The 18,450-nt window shown below is 34.2% G+C and carries 14 protein-coding genes and 2 pseudogenes; 14 read left to right on the forward strand and 2 right to left on the reverse strand.

The features are described from left to right. The first annotated feature begins 42 nt into the window (after positions 1-42). From IRZ80_RS16685 to IRZ80_RS16745, 13 genes and pseudogenes are all read left to right on the forward strand, one after another. A complete protein-coding gene (locus tag IRZ80_RS16685) occupies positions 43-603 on the forward strand; it encodes a discoidin domain-containing protein (protein WP_317174783.1) in 561 nt (186 codons plus the stop codon). Then, the gene (locus tag IRZ80_RS16690) at positions 569-3,142 is read left to right on the forward strand and encodes a glycoside hydrolase family 2 TIM barrel-domain containing protein (RefSeq protein ID WP_194642725.1); all 2,574 of its coding nucleotides are present in this window, start codon (positions 569-571) and stop codon (positions 3,140-3,142) included. Before IRZ80_RS16685 ends, IRZ80_RS16690 begins: the two co-directional genes overlap by 35 nt. Before the next feature lie 205 nt (positions 3,143-3,347). Further along, positions 3,348-4,223 (forward strand): alpha/beta hydrolase, encoded by an 876-nt coding sequence (locus tag IRZ80_RS16695; protein ID WP_194642727.1) that lies wholly within the window; start codon positions 3,348-3,350, stop codon positions 4,221-4,223. Between the two features lie 65 nt (positions 4,224-4,288). Beyond that, positions 4,289-7,435: an alpha-L-rhamnosidase gene (locus tag IRZ80_RS16700; protein ID WP_194642729.1), complete on the forward strand. Its 3,147-nt coding sequence runs from the start codon at positions 4,289-4,291 to the stop codon at positions 7,433-7,435. After that, on the forward strand, positions 7,429-8,280 hold the full coding sequence (locus IRZ80_RS16705; RefSeq protein ID WP_194642731.1) for a sugar phosphate isomerase/epimerase family protein: 852 nt from the start codon (positions 7,429-7,431) through the stop codon (positions 8,278-8,280). The genes IRZ80_RS16700 and IRZ80_RS16705 overlap by 7 nt, the downstream gene beginning before the upstream one ends. Before the next feature lie 10 nt (positions 8,281-8,290). Beyond that, entirely contained in the window at positions 8,291-9,988 is a 1,698-nt protein-coding gene (locus IRZ80_RS16710; RefSeq protein ID WP_194642733.1) for a DUF5597 domain-containing protein, read from the forward strand. Positions 9,989-10,035: 47 nt separating this feature from the next. Further along, a complete protein-coding gene (locus IRZ80_RS16715; protein WP_194642735.1) occupies positions 10,036-11,769 on the forward strand; it encodes a family 43 glycosylhydrolase in 1,734 nt (577 codons plus the stop codon). A gap of 341 nt (positions 11,770-12,110) precedes the next feature. Continuing rightward, positions 12,111-12,914, forward strand: a complete 804-nt coding sequence (locus tag IRZ80_RS16720) for an SDR family NAD(P)-dependent oxidoreductase (protein WP_194642737.1) — start codon at positions 12,111-12,113, stop codon at positions 12,912-12,914. A 67-nt stretch (positions 12,915-12,981) separates the two neighbouring features. Continuing rightward, positions 12,982-13,800 carry an SDR family oxidoreductase gene (locus IRZ80_RS16725; protein ID WP_194642739.1) on the forward strand — a complete coding sequence of 273 codons (819 nt, stop codon included), beginning with the start codon at positions 12,982-12,984 and terminating at the stop codon, positions 13,798-13,800. Between the two features lie 485 nt (positions 13,801-14,285). Further along, entirely contained in the window at positions 14,286-14,909 is a 624-nt protein-coding gene (locus IRZ80_RS16730) for a TetR/AcrR family transcriptional regulator (RefSeq protein WP_194642741.1), read from the forward strand. 171 nt (positions 14,910-15,080) lie between these two features. Next, a complete protein-coding gene (locus IRZ80_RS16735; RefSeq protein ID WP_194642743.1) occupies positions 15,081-15,605 on the forward strand; it encodes a hypothetical protein in 525 nt (174 codons plus the stop codon). A gap of 741 nt (positions 15,606-16,346) precedes the next feature. Beyond that, positions 16,347-16,472 (forward strand): annotated as a pseudogene (locus tag IRZ80_RS21275) (transposase family protein); the annotation flags it as partial. Positions 16,473-16,484: 12 nt separating this feature from the next. Further along, a complete protein-coding gene (locus IRZ80_RS16745; protein ID WP_317174784.1) occupies positions 16,485-16,739 on the forward strand; it encodes an ISAs1 family transposase in 255 nt (84 codons plus the stop codon). Here IRZ80_RS16745 and IRZ80_RS21050 read toward each other — a convergent pair. Beyond that, positions 16,725-16,931: pseudogene (locus IRZ80_RS21050) on the reverse strand (conjugal transfer protein TraG); the annotation flags it as partial. The gene IRZ80_RS16745 and the pseudogene IRZ80_RS21050 sit on opposite strands and share 15 nt — an antisense overlap. 6 nt (positions 16,932-16,937) lie before the next feature. Here IRZ80_RS21050 and IRZ80_RS16750 point away from each other — a divergent pair. Continuing rightward, positions 16,938-17,267 carry an NADAR family protein gene (locus IRZ80_RS16750; RefSeq protein ID WP_194642745.1) on the forward strand — a complete coding sequence of 110 codons (330 nt, stop codon included), beginning with the start codon at positions 16,938-16,940 and terminating at the stop codon, positions 17,265-17,267. Positions 17,268-17,536: 269 nt separating this feature from the next. Here the strand turns inward: IRZ80_RS16750 and IRZ80_RS16755 are convergent, their stop codons facing one another. Next, entirely contained in the window at positions 17,537-18,445 is a 909-nt protein-coding gene (locus IRZ80_RS16755) for a DUF5655 domain-containing protein (RefSeq protein ID WP_194642748.1), read from the reverse strand. Between the last annotated feature and the right edge of the window lie 5 nt (positions 18,446-18,450).

An 18,450-nucleotide genomic window follows, 5' to 3' on the forward strand; every position in this document is an offset into this window, starting at 1 on the left:
TTATTATGATGAAGCCACATTGGTAACAGGTAGATCAGAATCATTTATTATCAATATTTATTAGAGTATTCTAATGATAAAATAAATTGGAAAACACTCGTAGATAAAAGTAATAATAGAACTGATATTCCTCATGACTATGTGGAATTGCAGGCACCGGTATCTGCTCGTTACATACGATTAACAAATTACCATGTTCCTGACGGCAAATTTGCAATTTCTGATTTACGTGTATTTGGAAAAGGCAACACAAAAAAAGCAAAGCCCGTAGAGTCTTTTTCTGCTGTTAGAGATACTGTTGATGCCTATAATGTAACATTGAATTGGAAGAAAAATGACAAAGTAACTGGTTACAATATTAGCTATGGGATGTCACCTGACAAATTATATCAAAATTATCAGGTATTGGGTTCGGAATCATTAGCCATTGATAGCCTTAACTCTTTACAAGACTACTATTTCACAATTGATACTTTTAATGAAGTTGGGATTACAAAAGGGACTATCGTTATAAAAGCTTCTGTAAATAAAAAAGATAGCTTGAAACTAACTAATAAGAAAAATATTTATGAAAAAAATAATATTTATAATGTTTTTGTTTAGCATAGCTATTGCAGCAAATGCTCAACAAAAGATTGAAACAATTAATGAATTTTGGCGCTTTGAAAGGAGTGATATTAATTTGGCGTCTGATCCTTCTTTTAATGACACGGATTGGAAAGTTGTTAATTTACCACACACATGGAATGCAGACGACGCTTTGAAAACTAATAATTATTACCAGGGAATTGGTTGGTATAGAAAGAAATTGATAGCCACAATACTTGAAAATAAAAAGTACTGCATTTTTTTTGAAGGTGCTTTACAAGATATTCACTTGTTTGTAAATGGCAAGGAAGTAGGAAGGCATCAAGGAGGATATTCGGCTTTCAGGTTCGATATTACATCGTATTTGAATAAAGGAAATAAAGCGGTTAATCAAATTGCTGTAAAAGTGGATAATACGCTAAATCCATCTATTGCTCCTGCAGCATTTAGTGCAGATTTTAATTTCTGGGGAGGTATTTATCGAGATGTCTATCTCGAAGAATATAACCAAGTACATTTTCGTAGTGACAATTATGGATCAAATGGAGTATTTATAGAAACTCCAGAAGTAAGTAATGATGCTGCTAGGGTTAAAATCCGAGGGGAAGTAAAAAACGAAGGACTTAAAGTTTTATCGGTAAAAATAAAAAATGCAATAGTTGATGCTGATGGAAAAACAGTTAATGAAACGACTATCAAGTTAAAAACAGAACCAGGAAAGAATATATCTTTTACAGCACTATCTGATATAATTAAAGCTCCACAATTATGGTCACCAGATTCGCCATATTTATATAGGGTAACAACTCAAGTGATTAATGAAAAAACGGGTGAAGTACTTGATGAAGTGGGAAATCCATTAGGATTTCGATGGTTTAGCGCTGATACAAAAAATGGATTTATGCTTAACGGGAAACCTTTAAAATTAATTGGTGCATGTAGACATCAAGATTATAAAGGACTAGGCAATGCATTAAGTAATGATTTGAATAGATATGATATAAAACTTATAAAAGATATGGGGGCTAATTATATTAGAATTTCGCATTATCCTCAAGATCCTTCTGTTTTGGAAGCATGTGATAAACTAGGATTAATAGCTTGGGAAGAAATTCCAATCGTGAATGCTATTACGCCTACAAAAGAGTTTTTTGAAAATTGCCGTATTAATCTAACCGAGATGATCAGACAACATTATAATCATCCTTGTGTTGTCTTTTGGGGATACTCTAATGAGGTATTAATAGGTGGATATTCTGATGAGCTTGGAGAATTGCATAAAGAATTGGAAGCAATTTGTCATAAAGAAGACGCTAACAGACTTACGGTATTAGCATTTCATGCCAGTCCAGTTTACAACAAAAAAGGACTCGGTGATTTACCCAATGTTGTTGGATGGAATCGTTATGAAGGATGGTACAGAGCGACACTTGCAGATTTTGGTAAATTTCTAGATGATGAAAATGCCAAATACCCAAATCGTCCCTTGATTATAAGTGAGTACGGTAGTGGTTCAGATACACGCCTTCACAGTTTAAGCCCAGAAAGCTATGATTTTAGTATGGAATATCAGCAATTGTTTCATTCTTCATATCTTAAGCAAATACTTGAAAGACCATTTGTAATTGGATCATCAGTTTGGAATTTTATTGATTTTGGAGTTTCCAAACGAGGAGAATCGATGCCAGGAATTAATAATAAAGGGCTTGTTCAATATGATCGCCAGCCGAAAGATATTTATTATTTCATGCAAGCTGCATTGACAAAAAAACCAGTACTTTATATTGCATCTAGAAATTGGGCAGATCGTATCGGAACTACGGCAGCACCAAACGAAAATTTTGTCAAACAGCAAGTTAAGGTGTTTTCTAATTTGCCTGAGGTAGAACTGTTTGTAAACGGTAAATCAGTTGGTAAGCAAAAAATAATTGATTTTACAGCGATTTATGATGTACCTTTTGAAGATGGCGTAAATTTACTTGAAGTAATTTCAGGAACTCACAAGGATGCATTTGAAGTTAATTTCAAAGTTCTTCCTTCCGATTTGCGTACAAGTAAAGACAAAGATCTTGTCGTTGCTGTCAATGCGGGATCCAAATGTTTTTTTACTGATCCTGATAACCGTGTAATTTATCAACCTGATCAAGTTTATCGAGAAGGAAGCTGGGGATTGATTGGACTTGACTTAAATAGCACAGTAAGAAGTAATTTGAATGTTCCTCAAACTATAAAGGCAACAAATATTGCCCCTCTTTTTCAAACAGCTCGGTTAGGGATGAAGGCCTATAAGTTTGACGTTCCTGACGGCCGCTATGAAATAGATTTGCAATTTTGCGAGCTGGAGCAATATGAAGCTGGGAAGAGAATTTTTGATATAAATATCAACGGGAAGGAAATTGCGAAATCATTTGATTTGTTTGAACATTCGAGTATGCTGACAGCGCTAATCAAAACCTATTCAGTTGAAGTAAAAGATGGGAAGGGAGTTCGAATTGATTTTATTCCAGTGGTAGGGCAAGCTATAATAAGTGGCATTAAGCTAACTAGACTTTAAGTAATGGTTGTAAATTTTTGCATTTAAAATGAAAAACAAATTTATATATAGTATCTGCCTTTCTTTTTTGTTCCTTCTTACTATACCAATTCATAGTCAGTGTATATAGGTACAAATTCAGAAGATGTAATGCAAGCTTCTTTTGTATGGAAAAAATAAATTAAATAAAAAAAGGATAATCAATTTATTTAAATTACTTAAAATCATGATAAAAAGTAAATCACTCAAATCTGTTTTAGCATTATTTAGCATTGTTTTTTTCTTATGTGCCTTTTCAGGAATTGATTCAAACCACAATATTGATAATGTACAGTATAAATATGAAATTAAGAAAGATATTAATTATTACGAAGATAGTGCAAGTCTCGATGACACCTATAAAAAGTCGCAATGTAAACTTGATATCTATTACCCGACAGATAAAAAAAATTTTACAACCGTTATATGGATACATGGTGGTAGTCTGACAGGTGGTAAACTGGAAATTCCCGATGAGTTGAAAGACAAAGGTTATGCAGTTGTTGGTATAGAATACAGATTATCTCCTAAAGTAAAAGCAACGGTATGTATTGAGGATGCAGCAGCAGCAGTTGCTTGGGTTTTTAAACATATTGAAGAATTTGGAGGAAATAAGAAACTTATTTTTGTGTCAGGACATTCTGCAGGTGCATATCTCGGATTAATGGTAACACTTGATAAAAAATATCTGAACAAATATAATGTAGATGCAGACAGTATTGCAGGTCTAATTGCTTTGAGCGGCCAGGTGGTTACACATTTTACGATAAGGCGAGAGTACGGAATACCCAATAAGCAATTAATTATTGATGAATTTGCTCCATTATATCATGTACGAGTGAATGCTCCGCCCATTGTTTTGATTACTGGAGATGCCGAAAAAGAACTTTTGGGTAGATATGAAGAAAATGCTTTGTTGTGGCGAATGATGAAATTGGTAGGTCATCAGAAGACCAAGATTTATAAATTGGATGGATTTGATCATATTGGAATGGTAAAACCCGGACTATCACTGTTGAATAAAGATGTAGCTACTTTGGCTTTTGCTATTTCCCCCAATTAATCTTTTTATGACACTAATAACACTTAAATTAAATGATTATGCGCTTAATTTTTAAAAACACTTTAATGGCATTTTTTATATTGTTGAGCTTATTGCAGGTAAGAGGATCAAATTCTACTGTGCCAGCAAAATTAAGATGCAATTATTTGGTCAACCCTATTGGAATTGGGAATTCACATCCAAATTTATCATGGCAAACAAATGCCTCGGAAGAAAATTGGTTACAAACAGCTTATCAGATTATTGTTGCTACGAGTCCTAAGCATTTAACTGAAAAAGAATGTGATGTTTGGAACAGTGGAAAAATCTTGGATGGTGAATCAGTATCAATACCTTATGCAGGACCAAAAATGAAATCCCAAAAAAGATACTATTGGGCAGTCAGGGTATGGGATAACAAGGGCAAGGTCTCGTTGTGGTCAGCGGCTGCTTTTTGGGAAATGGGAATATTAAATAATTCGGAATGGACAGCAAAATGGATTTCATTTACTGATAAAAAGACTATTTCCGATAGGGAAAACGTATGTTGGGTTTGGTTGTCCGATCAGGATGCTCTGGATGTTCCTTCTAAAACGAAAGCATGGTTTAGATTAAAGGTCAATTTTAATGAGTTGCCAAAAATAGCCAGCTTACAAACAGTAGTACGTGGTGATTATCAGTTGTTTGTTAATGGTAAATTAGTAGTGGCTAAAACGAAAGCATGGCAAACATTTGAACGTCAGGAAATTTTAGGATACCTCCATAAAGGTGAAAATAACATAGACGTGAAGGTTTCAGCTGTTAGAACTTCTTCGTTTTCACCTTCTACTGGCAAGGCGTTGGCTGGTAATTATGCAACGTTTGCAGCCTTATTTAAAGTTGTGGATGCAAAGGGGACTATTACTAAATTCAAAACTTCTGACGGCAAATGGTTGGCCAGAAATGATAATAACTCTGAATGGAAATTACCTAAGGTGGTAGGTGAATTAAATGATCCGAATTTTGGACTGGATCCAGGACCACTTGTGGAGTCTGCATCGATGTTCCGCAAAGAATTAAATGTAAAAAAAGATATAGCATCAGCACGACTTTATGTTTCTGCTTTAGGGAGTTATTGCGTGTATGTGAATGGACAACGCGTTAGTAATGCAGTATTAACTCCAGAATTTACCAATTACAATTCACGTATCACTTATCAAACTTATGATATAGCTTCTTTATTGAAGAAGGGGCAAAATGCCATTGGTTCATTGTTGGGTGATGGTTGGTTTGGAAGCCCTATGGGCTGGAACGGGGAATATGATTTATATGGCCCAGCTGCCAATAAGTTATTTGCCGAAATTCATCTCAAATATACTGATGGAACGACTGAAAAAATAATAACCGACCAAACTTGGAAAGCGGATGCCTCTCCAATATTGTTATCTGAGATTTATGCCGGTGAGTTCTATGATGCACGTTTTGAGCAGTCAGGATGGAATAAAGTTGGATTTAATGATAAAAACTGGAATACAGTCAAAGAAGAAAAGGGTAACAACAATTTCTTATCTGCACAAGTAAATAATCCTGTTAAGGTTACGATGAAAGTAAAGCCTGTAGCAATACACAAAACACCTTCAGGTAATTGGATTATTGATATGGGGCAAAATTTAGTTGGATGGCTTCAATTAAAAGTTAAAGGCTCATCAGGGACAGTAGTAAGAATGCGATTTGCTGAAAAGTTAAGCAACAAAGACAGTATTTATGTAGACAATTTACGTAATGCTACAGCCACAGATAATTACGTTTTAAAAGGTAAAGTAGATGAAGTTTTTACACCGCATTTTACTTTTCATGGGTTCAGATATATTGAAGTGAGTGGTTATCCAGGTCAATTAACTAATGATAATATTGTCGCAGAAGTAATTAGTTCTGTAGAAGATGTTACAGGTGTAGTAGAAACATCAAATCCTTTAATCAATAAAATGTATTCCTTAGGCATTTGGGGACAACGAAGTAATTTTATCAGTGTACCTACTGATTGCCCTCAAAGAGATGAAAGAATGGGTTACACGGGAGATGGTCAGGTATTTTGGAGAACAGGGACTTATAATTTTGATATTGCTGCATTTACCCATAAATGGTTAAAAGATATAGTTGATGAACAAACTGTTGAGGGTGGTTTTACAAATACAGCTCCTGCTGTTCCAAAAAACAATAGAAAAAGTGGTTCTCCGGGCTGGGAAGACGCAGGTGTAATCGTTCCTTGGAATTCATGGATGCAATATGGAGACAAAGGACTTATAGAAGAAAATTGGAATGCCATGGTACGCTATATGGATTACGTTGCAGCAAAAAGCAATCAGTACATTCGCCCGGGTGGATATCTAGGAGATTGGTTAGCACCCGACGGAACAACGAATAATGATCTTATAAGCACGGGACTTTGGGGAATGACAGCCAAAATGATGGCTCAAATGGCTACCACAACAAATAGAAATGAGGAGGCAAAGAAATATCTTGAATTGGCAGATAAAATAAAAGCGGCTTTTCAAAAACAATTTATTGCGGCAGATGGAAAAGTTGGAACTGGTAGCCAGACATCATATGTAATTGCATTGCATACCGGTATGGTACCTGAATCTTTACAGAAAGTAGTTACAGACAAATTGGTGCAATCTATTGAGGCACATGATGGTCATTTGACTACAGGATTCTTAGGAACACCATATTTACTTTTTGCTCTTTCTGAAAATGGCAGAGCAGATGTGGCTTATCGTCTTTTATTGAATGAGACGTATCCATCTTGGGGTTATATGGTAAAAAATGGAGCAACTACTTGGTGGGAACGTTGGAACAGTGATAAAAGCGACCCTACAATGAATTCATACAATCATTATGCTTTTGGATCTGTAGTAGAATGGGTTTACAGATCAATGGCGGGTATAAATGCAGATCCAACTGCTCCTGGCTTTAAAAAAACTATAATTAGTCCAACAATCGACACTACCGGAAAAATTACAGATGCCAAGGGAAGATACAATTCGGTATATGGAGAGATTACTTCAGAATGGAAAATAATTTCAGACCATAAAGCAACGTTGAAAGTTAAAGTACCGGCAAATACAACGGCTAAAATTATTTTGCCCAATTCAATGAATTTGACAGAAGTAGTAATTGGAGGAGGTTCTTCCTCAGCTACTTCAGAGAAGGAAGTTGGTTCCGGTTCTCATCAATTTGAAGTAAAATGGTAGTACAAGCAATTCAACAGTTTCAATTACGACCGGTAATTGGAAATGAAAAACAAGCTCGATTTACTTTACAAGCAGTCAAAGATGCTGGTTATACCGCTATCGAGCTAAATGGCTTTATGATTCGAAAGATGCCATTGATTGTTCCACTTATAACATGGTTTGCAGGGATGCCAATTGGAAGAAGCGGAAGATTCGATTGGAAAAAATTGATTGCTGATTCAGGTTTAAAAGTTATTAGCATTCATGAAGATTTGGGAGAAATTCTGAAGAATCCGCAAAAAAGGATTGAAGAAGCAAAGGCCTATGGAGCTAATTATATTGTGATTACCGGAATGTTTCGCTATGATTATTCGGATTATAAATCGGTTTGTGAATTAGCAGAAAAATTAAACAAGGCTGGGAAATTATTGAATGAAGGAGGGATAAATCTTCTTTATCATAATCATAATTGTGAGTTTCGTCGCGTGGAATCAGGTGAGACTGCCTATCAAATTTTATTAGAAAAGACAGATCCACAGTATGTGAATTTTGAATTTGATTCCTACTGGGCCATCGATGCTGGCTGTGATGCTGCACAACTTATGGATGTCCTTGGCAGCAGAATGAAGCTTTGGCACGTTAATGATAGAGGAATTCGGATAAAAGGCAAAAAGGGATCAATTCTGAAATCAGATAGTATGGAGTTGGGAGATGGAAACATCAATCTGAATGCATTAATTGAAACAGCAAAACGAAATGGTGTTGAGGCTGTAATTCTTGAAACTCATAGAAATTGGGTAGATAATTCACCCATTAAATCATTTCAGCGTAGTGCTGAATTCCTAAACAAATATTTAAAATCGTAATTAATTCAACATGAAAAAGATATTATACATTTTAACATTATCCATTGCTACTAATTTATTAGCGCAAAAACAAATTTTACCTCGTCTGGAGAAGATTAATGGAAAGACAAATTTTATAGTAAATGGTAAACCTTTTTTAATGCTTTCGGGAGAGCTACATAACTCAAGTGCAGGAAGCGCACATTATATGCGACCTATTTGGAAACAATTAAAAAACAACAATCTTAATACTGTGATTGCTCCCGTTTCTTGGGAACTTATAGAACCAGTTGAGGGTAAATTTGATTTTACCTTAGTAGATAGTATGATTGTTGGTGCCAGAAAAGAAAAACTTAAACTTGTGGTATTGTGGTTTGGCACCTGGAAAAATGCAAAATCTACTTATGTGCCGGAATGGATAAAGAGAAATACAGCAAAATATCCATTGATGGAATCCCAAGGGGGAAGATCCTTAAATACGCTTTCAACTTTTAGCGAAAATTCTCTTACTGCAGATGCTAAAGCATTTTCAGCTTTAATGAATCATATCAAAAAAGTAGATAGCAAAGAGCAAACAGTGATAATGATGCAAGTGCAAAATGAAGTCGGAATTCTGGGTTCTCCAAGGGATTACAGCCAAACAGCTACAAAAGCTTTTGAAGGACAAGTTCCGCAGGAATTAATGGCTTATTTAGCAAAGAACAAAAGTTCTTTGTATCCTGGCTTATTGAAAGTATGGGAGGCTAATGGTTCTAAAATGAATGGAACTTGGGAGGAAGTTTTTGGAAAAGGAGAAAAATACAAAGGCGAAGATTGGAAAAATAATTATAGTTTTTATACCGAAGAAATTTTCATGGCATGGAATTTAGCGAAATATATTGGAAAAATAGCCCAAAAGGGAAAAGAACAATATGCTTTACCAATGTTTGCTAATGGATGGATTAAGCAACCAAAATCGACTAATCCAGGGCGATACCCTTCGGGCGGGCCATTACCACAAGTGCTTGATATTTGGAGAGCCGCCGCACCTGCTATTGATTTAATCGCTGCAGATATCTACGCAGTAGAAGAATTTGACTGGGTTTGTAAAGAATTTTCATTGTCTCAAAATCCTCTTTTCATACCTGAAACAACTCCGGATTTAGGAGGTTCTGCTAGAGCTCTTTACGCTTTTGGTAAATATCATGCTATAGGTTATGCTCCCTTTGGTATTGACGGAAATGGTCTGTTCAATACCGCAGATTTAAAAGATGTTTCTTTGAAAAAAGTTTATGATTGTTTGAAAAATATTTCATCTGAGATCAGTAAATATCGCGGAACTGCAAACTTGACTGGTTTATATCTTGGGGAAGGCGATACAGATACCAGTGTCGAAATGGGTGATTTTGCGGTTTACATGTCTCGATTTTCTTCTGCTGGATTATTTAAGAAAACGGGTGGTAGATTTGGTATTGCTGGAGAAGAAGACAGAAGCCCGGCGGGCTTAGTAGTTATAAAATTGAATAAGGATGAATTCCTTGTTGCAGGAGGAGTAGGAGGAATCCAAGTTACTGTAAGCGGTTCTAAAACCAATACAGCATTTAGTGATTACATTTCAGTAGATGAAATTACATTCGAAAAAGGGAAAATGAGAAGTCATAGCTTAAACGGTGACGAAACAGCCTTAGGAGGAGCTATCATCAAACCCGGGGAAGTGAAAATTTTTAAAATAAAAGTTTATAACTATTAATTTTGGTAGAACCATAGAGCAGAAAGGATAAAAAAAAATTATTAGTTATGAAAAAAAAATTGCTAATGCTATGCTTAATTGGCTGTAGTAGTTTGGTTAAAGGTATCGCACAGGAAACTGTAGAGGATACTAAAAGGCAAAACACTTTCTGTAATCCGATGGATATAAATTATCGTTTTCAACCTAGGGGGCTAAAGGCATACAGGGAAGCTGCGGATCCGATGATAACACAATACAAAGGGAAATATTTTTTGTTTGCTTCTCATTCGGGAGGATATTGGTATTCGGATGATATGCTTAATTGGAATTATATTCCCATTAAAAGCTTACCCATTGAAAGATATGCTCCTGATGTTTTAATCAAAAATGATACGATTTTTTACACTACATCTATCAAGAAAAAAGAACATATTTATTATAGCACGAATCTTTTTGAAGATTCTTGGAAACCTTTAGAGACACTATTTCCTTTAACGTATTCAGATCCCCATTTTTTCAAGGATGATGATGGCAAAGTTTTCTTTTACTCGGGTTCTTCTGATATCAAACCAATATTAGGAGTTCAACTAAATGATAAACTACAGCCGATAGGAGAGCCGATAAGTGTTATTCCTCACAATATAGCTGAGCATGGTTGGGAAGCTGTTCTGGATACAAACCAAAAAGAAAAGAATGGTTTTAATGAAGGTGCCTGGATGACAAAATATAACCATAAATATTACTTGCAATATGCAGGACCAGCGACTGAAGAAAAAACATATGCAGATGGTGTTTATACTTCGGACGCTCCACTGGGACCTTTTAAGTACGAATTGTACAGTCCTTTTTGTTATAAGCCAGGTGGATTTGTAGGCGGAGCTGGGCATGGTTCAACCTTTCAGGACAAATATGGGAATTACTGGCATACGGCGACATTGTTGATTGGTAAACGTAATTATATTGAAAGGCGTATAGGGCTTTTTCCGGCTTGTTTTGATAGGGATGGAGTACTACGAACTTTTACTGCATTTGGTGATTATCCTACCATAATGCCCGATAGGAAAATTAATTTCGAAAAAGAAAGCCTTTTTAAAGGATGGATGTTATTGTCTTATAATAAAAAAGCTTCTGCGTCTTCCTCTATAGAAACGTTTCCAATTGCAAATGCCTTTGATGAAGATATCAGAACTTGGTGGTCAGCTAATACAGGAAATAGAGGAGAATGGCTGAGTATTGAATTGGATGGTGATGTAACAATAAAAGCTATTCAATTAAATTTTGCTGATAACGATTCTGAGATAAGAAGTGACAGCAAAGTTGATCTTCCATATTGCTACCGAATTTTAGCTTCTAATGACAAAAAAATATGGAAAGTAGTCGTTGATAAAAGCAACAACACAAAAGATGCTTGTCATGAATACCTAGAATTAGCAAAACCATTAAAAGCAAAATATATAAAGATTGAAAATGTGAAGGTTCCTGATGGGAAATTCTCAATATACGATTTTAGAATTTTTGGGCTTAAAAACGGTAAAGCTCCTTTAGAAGTCAATGGTTTAGAGGTTACCCGAACAGAAGATTCTCGTAAGGCCATTGTAAAATGGACACAAAATAAATCTGCTACCGGCTATGTCCTAAATTATGGTATAAATAAAGAAAAACTTTATTCATCTTATATGATGTATGGTTGTGATTCAATTGAACTCACAGGCTTGAATAAAGATATTGTTTATTTTTTCAGTATCGACGCATTTAACGAATCGGGAATAACTAAAGGAACAAAAACTATTACAGTTAAATAGATTTTAAAAGATAACTTGATAAAAGAAGGATACTCGTTTAGTCTTATATAGTTAAAAATCAATAGAGATTATTTTTTGTTTTCTCCCTTGGATAATGATTATAATCCAGGCGGTAATCTATTGCCTTATCCGGAATAATACTTTGCAAAAATGATGTTGGTTTACTTGTAGAGTTATGTGACAAAAGCATTGTAAAAAAAGTATAGTTGAAATAATAATAGCGTAAGAGAATTTCTTTTCAAAACGGGAAAAATATTCAAGAACATATGTATTGGTACTAAAAATAGATCAGTTAATGTTGAAAAAAATCAGTTTAATATAAAAGTTATAATTAGAGAAATATGAAAGTTCAAGACAAAGTAATTTTAGTAACAGGTGGAGGAAATGGAATAGGAAGAGAATTAGTTCTTCATCTACTTTCAAAGAAAGCAAAGGTAATTGCAATAGATCGAAATAAGTCGGCATTGGAGGAAACTGCGATTATAGCTGAAAAGTTAGGTTATTCATTAAAAACGTTTGTTGTAGATATAACGAACAAGAATGATGTTGAGGCATTGACAGTAGATGCAATTGCTCATTATGGTTATGTTGATGGTATAATTAATAATGCCGGAATTATTCAACCTTTTGTAAAACTTAATGATTTGAGTTATTCTGAGATAGAGCGAGTAATACAGGTAAATTTATATGGAACCCTATATGTAACAAAGTCGTTTTTGCCTCATCTTTTAACTCGTCCTGAGGGACATATAGTTAATATTTCAAGTATGGGAGGTTTTCTTCCAGTACCAGGTCAAACTATTTACGGAGCAACTAAAGCAGCTGTAAAATTATTGACAGAAGGTTTAAATTCAGAACTTTCTAATACAAATGTTAGGGTTTCTGTAGTATTTCCAGGTGCTATTCGTACAAATATAATGGGGAATTCAGGCCTTTCTGTGGAGGAAAAACCAATATCTAAAGCGGAAGAGAGAATTCTAACATTGCCTTCAAAGGCCGCTAAAATTATTGTGGATGGGATGGAGCGCAATCGATATCGCATATTTGTGGGTCTCGATTCAAAGTTTGTTGATCTATATTATCGATTAGCGCCAAAATCTGCAGCAGCATTTATATGCAAAAAAATGAAAGGACTGATAAAGTAACTTATTGTCAGTTTGAATGATTCCGAAGTGTGAGTGTTAAAAGAATTAAAAACATTAAAAGGAACAGATGAAAGAAAATGAATTAGCAGAATTAAATGGGAAAGTGGCTTTAATAACAGGAGGAGCAGGAGTTCTGGGAGCTGGAATGGCTAGAATATTGGGGCAATATGGTGTTGTTGTTGGGATTATGGATTTAACAATTGAAGGTGCTGAAGCTGCGGTTAATATCATTAAAAAGGATGGGGGTAAAGCTTTTGCTGTCAAAGCCAACGTGTTAAATAAAGAAGAGCTAGAAGCGGTTAGCAATTTTATTATTGATAAACATCGGAGGTTAGATATTCTAATTAATGCTGCTGGTGGAAACATGCCAGGAGCCACTATTGGACCAGATCAGGCTATTTATGATATGCAGTTGCCCCATTTGCAAAAAGTTCTGGATTTGAATATTATTGGTACTATGCTACCAAGTCAAGTGTTTTCAGAAATCTTTTCAAAGCAAAAATCGGGAATCATTATTAATATTTCTTCAGCTTCGGCGCAAAGACCGCTTTCTAGAGTCGTGGGTTATTCAGCATCTAAAGCGGCTATTGATAATTTTACTAAATGGATGGCGGTTGAACTAGCTAGTAAATATGGTGACGGAATTCGTGTTAACGCAATTGCGCCAGGTTTCTTTATTGGAGAACAAAACAGAGCTTTACTGTTGACACCGGAGGGAAATTTAACACCAAGAGGAGAAAAAATTATTGAACATACACCAATGGGAAGATTTGGTGTGCCAGAGGATTTAGATGGTGCATTATTGTTCTTGTGCAGTAATATGTCAACTTTCGTTACTGGTATTGTTCTTCATGTTGATGGTGGTTTTGGTGCTACAAGTATTTAATTAATTCAAAAGGAAGAAAAAATGAAACAAACGTGAAGAAAATATAAACTTAATGAGCCAGTACAGTTAGCTGATGTTAAATAAGTTAGTGTAACTGGAAATTGTGACTGCTTTGCAACATATTTATCTTATGAAATGGTAGATAGTTCTAAAGTATTACTTTTTAATTTAAATGAGTTTGACGCTTTTGGAATATTTATTTAAAAGGCCTGGCATGCAAAATATTTATGCAGAAACTCGGAACGCAAAAGCAGCTTTTGAAAAAGTGACAGATGCAGATAAAATAAAATGGCAGCAAAGCATCATTGCGACTTACAGGGAACTGAAGAATCTTATACGGTTAAAGATTTTATTAAAGTACTTCAATATCACATGTATTTTGTAGAGTATAGGTTCCAATAGAGTAATTGCGAAGGTTTTTAATCAGCAGATGGAATGTTTTAGATTATTAGAAAATGCGGATACCTGAAAGGTACTTATGGAGAATGAAAAGAAAAATAATATTACACGCTGCGGAACTTTTCTTAAAACGTGGTTTTAAAACAGTAACTATGGAAGATATAGCTAAGAATACGGGTGTTTCAAAAAAAACACTATACAAATATTTTGAGAACAAAGAATTACTTGTAAGTGAGAGCATAGAAATTATTCATACATCGCTGAATGATAAGTTTAATTCTGTATTGAGAAAGAATTATAATGCGATTGAGGAAAATTTTCAGATTCAAAAAATATTCAAACAAATGTTTAGTGCAAGTAGTTCTTGCATTGTTAATGAATTGAAAAGTTGTTATAGCGAAGTTTATACTGGTATAATTGAAAAAGAGATGTATGAATTTCAAAAAATTTTCAGGCAAAATATCGATAAGGGAATAAAGCAGGGACTATATAAATGCGATCTTACTTATGAATATTGTAAGTTTTTTTACTCTACACTGGTTTTTAATTTGGACAAAAATAATACTTCTCAAACAGTAATAGACAAACTTGAGATTCAAGCAATGGAGTATCACATTAGAGCAATTGCTACTGCCAAGGGAGTTTTGGAACTTGAGAAACAATTAAAGTATTTAAAAAAGGAAGCGTCAAGAAATAACTTGTTGTTTTAAAACCGGCACAATGTATTAAAAATTGAAATCATTTTATGAATTAAGCATCAATAACAAAGGTTTCTTAATTAAAATGTTTTGATCTTAAGATGAGTTTAAATCTTGTTTTACAGTAATAGATTTTAATCAAATGAATTAAAGTAATAATTAACCCCTAAACTAAAATAAATTATGAAAAACGTTACTCTTATGTTTTTTTTTCTTCTAATGTTTTGCAGCGTTAATGCGCAGCAATTTGGTACTGCACAAATTCTTCCTAACGGGATTGATCTAAAATCAGGAAAAGATAATGATGATTCTGAAGCGTCCACAGAAGTAAAAGTTAATTTGCCAAAAAGTATAATCAGCACAAGTGCTGAAATACGTACTTATCATACCGATAAAGTTCTCGGAGAAATGTCCAAAGGAGCTTTGGTAGATTTATATATAGAGCATCTGAAAGTTGTAATAAAAAAAATGCCTCGTATTGCTTTGGCAACCAAACCAGGGGTAACGATCATAGATTTAGGTATTCCTGACAGTGTAGATAATAGAAGGATATTGGAAATAGAAGATGAAGCAACAGAGGCATATTTAGAAAATAGCATAAGTTTCTTAAAAAATATGCTTCCTTTTGCAGATAAAGAAAAATTAGTGACTATGGTTTTGTTTTATGAGCAAATGATGAAGTCATTACTTGAAGTTGGTCAACAATAAAAAATAAAGGGATTTATAAAAGAGCTGAAAAGGTAGTGTTATTGAAGTAAAATCTATTTAATGAATTTAACGATTTATTTGGATAATAAGTGGATTGTAGCTATTTAATATGAATATGAACAATAAATTTATGGGTGCATAATTGGGCTAATTAGCATGTTACTGACGTTTATAGCATATCTCCTTCTTTAGCTAATTCACTCTGATTTTAAAGACCCTATCATAGAGGCATCTTGAAATGTTATTTTTATTGGCCCTATACTAAATAATTATTTTGATCCTGGTGCTGACAGAGTAAATTATAAGATTAAAATTGATAAATATATCAGTCTTTGTTTTGAGAAAAGTTCACAAAGAGTAGTTTTTTTTAGACTGCATCTTTGAGGTTGTTACAATTAGTTGGTTGGTTGTCGGGTTCAGCTTTATGCCATAGCTGGAAATTCGATAACAGTAAAAGGGGGGCTTAGTAAAGCATCCCCTTTTTTAATAGGCTCCAGGGCATTCGCTTTTAAAAATTTTAATAAGCTATTAAAAAGTCTTATGTTTGTACTGTAATGGTAGTGGGTCTGCCATTAAAAAAAATGACCTCTAGCAGCTACACTAAATTAGAAAATTTACTTTTCAAAGAAATCTTTACTACTTTGAAAGATCCCAGAAGAACCACCAAAGGAAATATAAATACAGCTTAGAGGAAATCATTTTTCTCACGCTTTCGACTGTGATTAGCGGTTAGATTGGCTTCGTCAATTTTATCCTTACAAATACGGCAGGCCTTCACATGATACTTTAGGTGAATTTTATAGCAGATTAAATCCCAAGGAATTTGCAAAATGCCTAATAGCTTTTACAGAATCACTTGCAGATTAAGACACTAGGATAATTGCCATTGACGGAAAAACTATCAAAGGATTCCTTACTAAAGAGAGCTATCCTTTGCATATTCTTACGGCATTTTGCACAAAAAACAGAATGAGTCTGGGTGAAGAAACTGTCACTGGAAAGGAAAATGAAATCGTTGCAATCCCAAGATTACTGGATTTGATTTGTATTAAAAACAGCATTATAACCATTGATGCTATGGGATGTCAGACAGTAATTGCAAAGAAAATTAGAGAGCAGGTTGTTGATATCTAATGAAAAATCGTCTCCTGTCATAACCCAATACAACTGCGGACTAATCATTCTTGACAAAGGAATTTTTGCCGATGCTATCTGACCTTGTAATTGGTCTTGTGCACCACCTTGCCATACATCCATAAAAGGCGATAGGTAATTTTCTAAATCGGAATATGAGGTAAGAATGGTAAATACGTCAGAATAAAATTTGATGTCATGCGCTGGTGTTTGCAAACAAAACTGATTCAAAATTTTGAAAAGTTCTCCGAATTACTTTTGAGTACTGGAAATAATATAATTGTAGAATTCTCTGCAAAAGATCCTACTTGGGGTGCAATGCCAATTAATGCAGAAACTTTAAAAGGAAAAAATGCATTAGGCAGATTATTGATGGAAATTAGAGAAGTCCATTTAAAAAACGTAAAAGAATTAGAATACATAAAACCATTAAATATTCCAGCGTTTTTACTTTTTGACAATCCTATAGATAAAGTACATAAACCCGAGTTTGTTATTCATGATCTTGATGATATTTATGCATATTAAATCACATTCGTAATATAAAAACAAAAAGCAGCTCAGTAATGAGTTGCTTCTTTGTTTTTATATGCTTTGCTTGCTTATTGGAATGGGCACGAGCAGAGGCATCGCTAGCCCCGTATTACTTATGGTCGGACTAGCGGGTTCATTGTCTTGTCATTGCGAGGAACGAAGCAATCCCATTAACATGTGCACATAAGTTACTAATCATTGCCTTATTTTGTAAACGCAGAAGGATTTGAACCTTCGACCGCCTGCTTAGAAGGCAGGTACTCTTACATTATGGCTTGTTTTACCAAACTCATAATATACTCAATATTCATAGTATTATTTACAATTGTTTCATAATCGCCATTACCCCAATGTCCCGTTTCAGAAACATCTTTCATTATTCCTTTAGGATCGTCAAGCTGCCTTTTTTTAAGGTTAATAAAAATTTTGATTCCTTTTTTTAAGATAACAATGTCAGCAATATTTTTATTCTTTTTAAAAGCTATGTATAGCTTTTTAGGAACTATTTCAATATCATCTGCCAGAATCAAAATAGCATTTTTAAAATTTTCATATAATGCAATAATTTCTTCAGAAGAGCCATTTAAATGATCCTCCTCTGTATAAACTTTAATCTCATCAGTTACCGATTGGATAACACTATTTTTTTGAGTCAAAGGTTTTATACTTTCGGCTGATTTCGTTTTCTTAATTGGATTAATACTTATCAAATCATTTTCATAGCGTTTTATTTCCCAAAGTTCGATTGCAATGTCTTTGAAGTTAGTTGCTAATCGTTGGTTTTCTGTGAAACTGGGAGACACGAAAACTACTCTTGTTTGCGACCAGTCTATTGTATTGCTATGCAAAGATTTATTTAAAGTTTCATTATAGCACAATACAAAATCTGCTTTATTTTCTAGCAACAAACTCAAATAGGTAAAACCTTGGTCAACCACACTAACGTTTTTATCTCTCTTGTATTCTATAATTATAAAAGCATTCGATTGACTATCATAAGCTAATGTATCAATACGTTTGCCTTTAATACTAAATTCACTTTTTACCATTTCCAACCCTGTAATTTGAAATAGGTTTTGCTCAAACAACGTTTGTATTTCTCTTTCAAGATGGAAAGGTTTTTCATTTAATAGAGACAGGGTAGTGGTATTTTTAGCTTGGTATATATTCATGATTT

This window comes from Flavobacterium sp. HJJ, assembly GCF_015351475.1.
In the GTDB taxonomy this organism is placed as follows: domain Bacteria; phylum Bacteroidota; class Bacteroidia; order Flavobacteriales; family Flavobacteriaceae; genus Flavobacterium; species Flavobacterium marginilacus.

Excerpts from the sequence above, each read along its gene's own strand:
- IRZ80_RS16690 (WP_194642725.1), top strand. The coding sequence starts at position 569 with ATGAAAAAAATAATATTTATAATGTTTTTGTTTAGCATAGCTATTGCA.
- IRZ80_RS16695 (WP_194642727.1), top strand. The coding sequence starts at position 3,348 with ATGATAAAAAGTAAATCACTCAAATCTGTTTTAGCATTATTTAGCATT.
- IRZ80_RS16700 (WP_194642729.1), top strand. The coding sequence starts at position 4,289 with ATGGCATTTTTTATATTGTTGAGCTTATTGCAGGTAAGAGGATCAAAT.
- IRZ80_RS16705 (WP_194642731.1), top strand. The coding sequence starts at position 7,429 with ATGGTAGTACAAGCAATTCAACAGTTTCAATTACGACCGGTAATTGGA.
- IRZ80_RS16710 (WP_194642733.1), top strand. The coding sequence starts at position 8,291 with ATGAAAAAGATATTATACATTTTAACATTATCCATTGCTACTAATTTA.
- IRZ80_RS16715 (WP_194642735.1), top strand. The coding sequence starts at position 10,036 with ATGAAAAAAAAATTGCTAATGCTATGCTTAATTGGCTGTAGTAGTTTG.
- IRZ80_RS16720 (WP_194642737.1), top strand. The coding sequence starts at position 12,111 with ATGAAAGTTCAAGACAAAGTAATTTTAGTAACAGGTGGAGGAAATGGA.
- IRZ80_RS16725 (WP_194642739.1), top strand. The coding sequence starts at position 12,982 with ATGAAAGAAAATGAATTAGCAGAATTAAATGGGAAAGTGGCTTTAATA.
- IRZ80_RS16730 (WP_194642741.1), top strand. The coding sequence starts at position 14,286 with ATGAAAAGAAAAATAATATTACACGCTGCGGAACTTTTCTTAAAACGT.
- IRZ80_RS16735 (WP_194642743.1), top strand. The coding sequence starts at position 15,081 with ATGAAAAACGTTACTCTTATGTTTTTTTTTCTTCTAATGTTTTGCAGC.
- IRZ80_RS16750 (WP_194642745.1), top strand. The coding sequence starts at position 16,938 with ATGCGCTGGTGTTTGCAAACAAAACTGATTCAAAATTTTGAAAAGTTC.
- IRZ80_RS16755 (WP_194642748.1), bottom strand. The coding sequence starts at position 18,445 with ATGAATATATACCAAGCTAAAAATACCACTACCCTGTCTCTATTAAAT.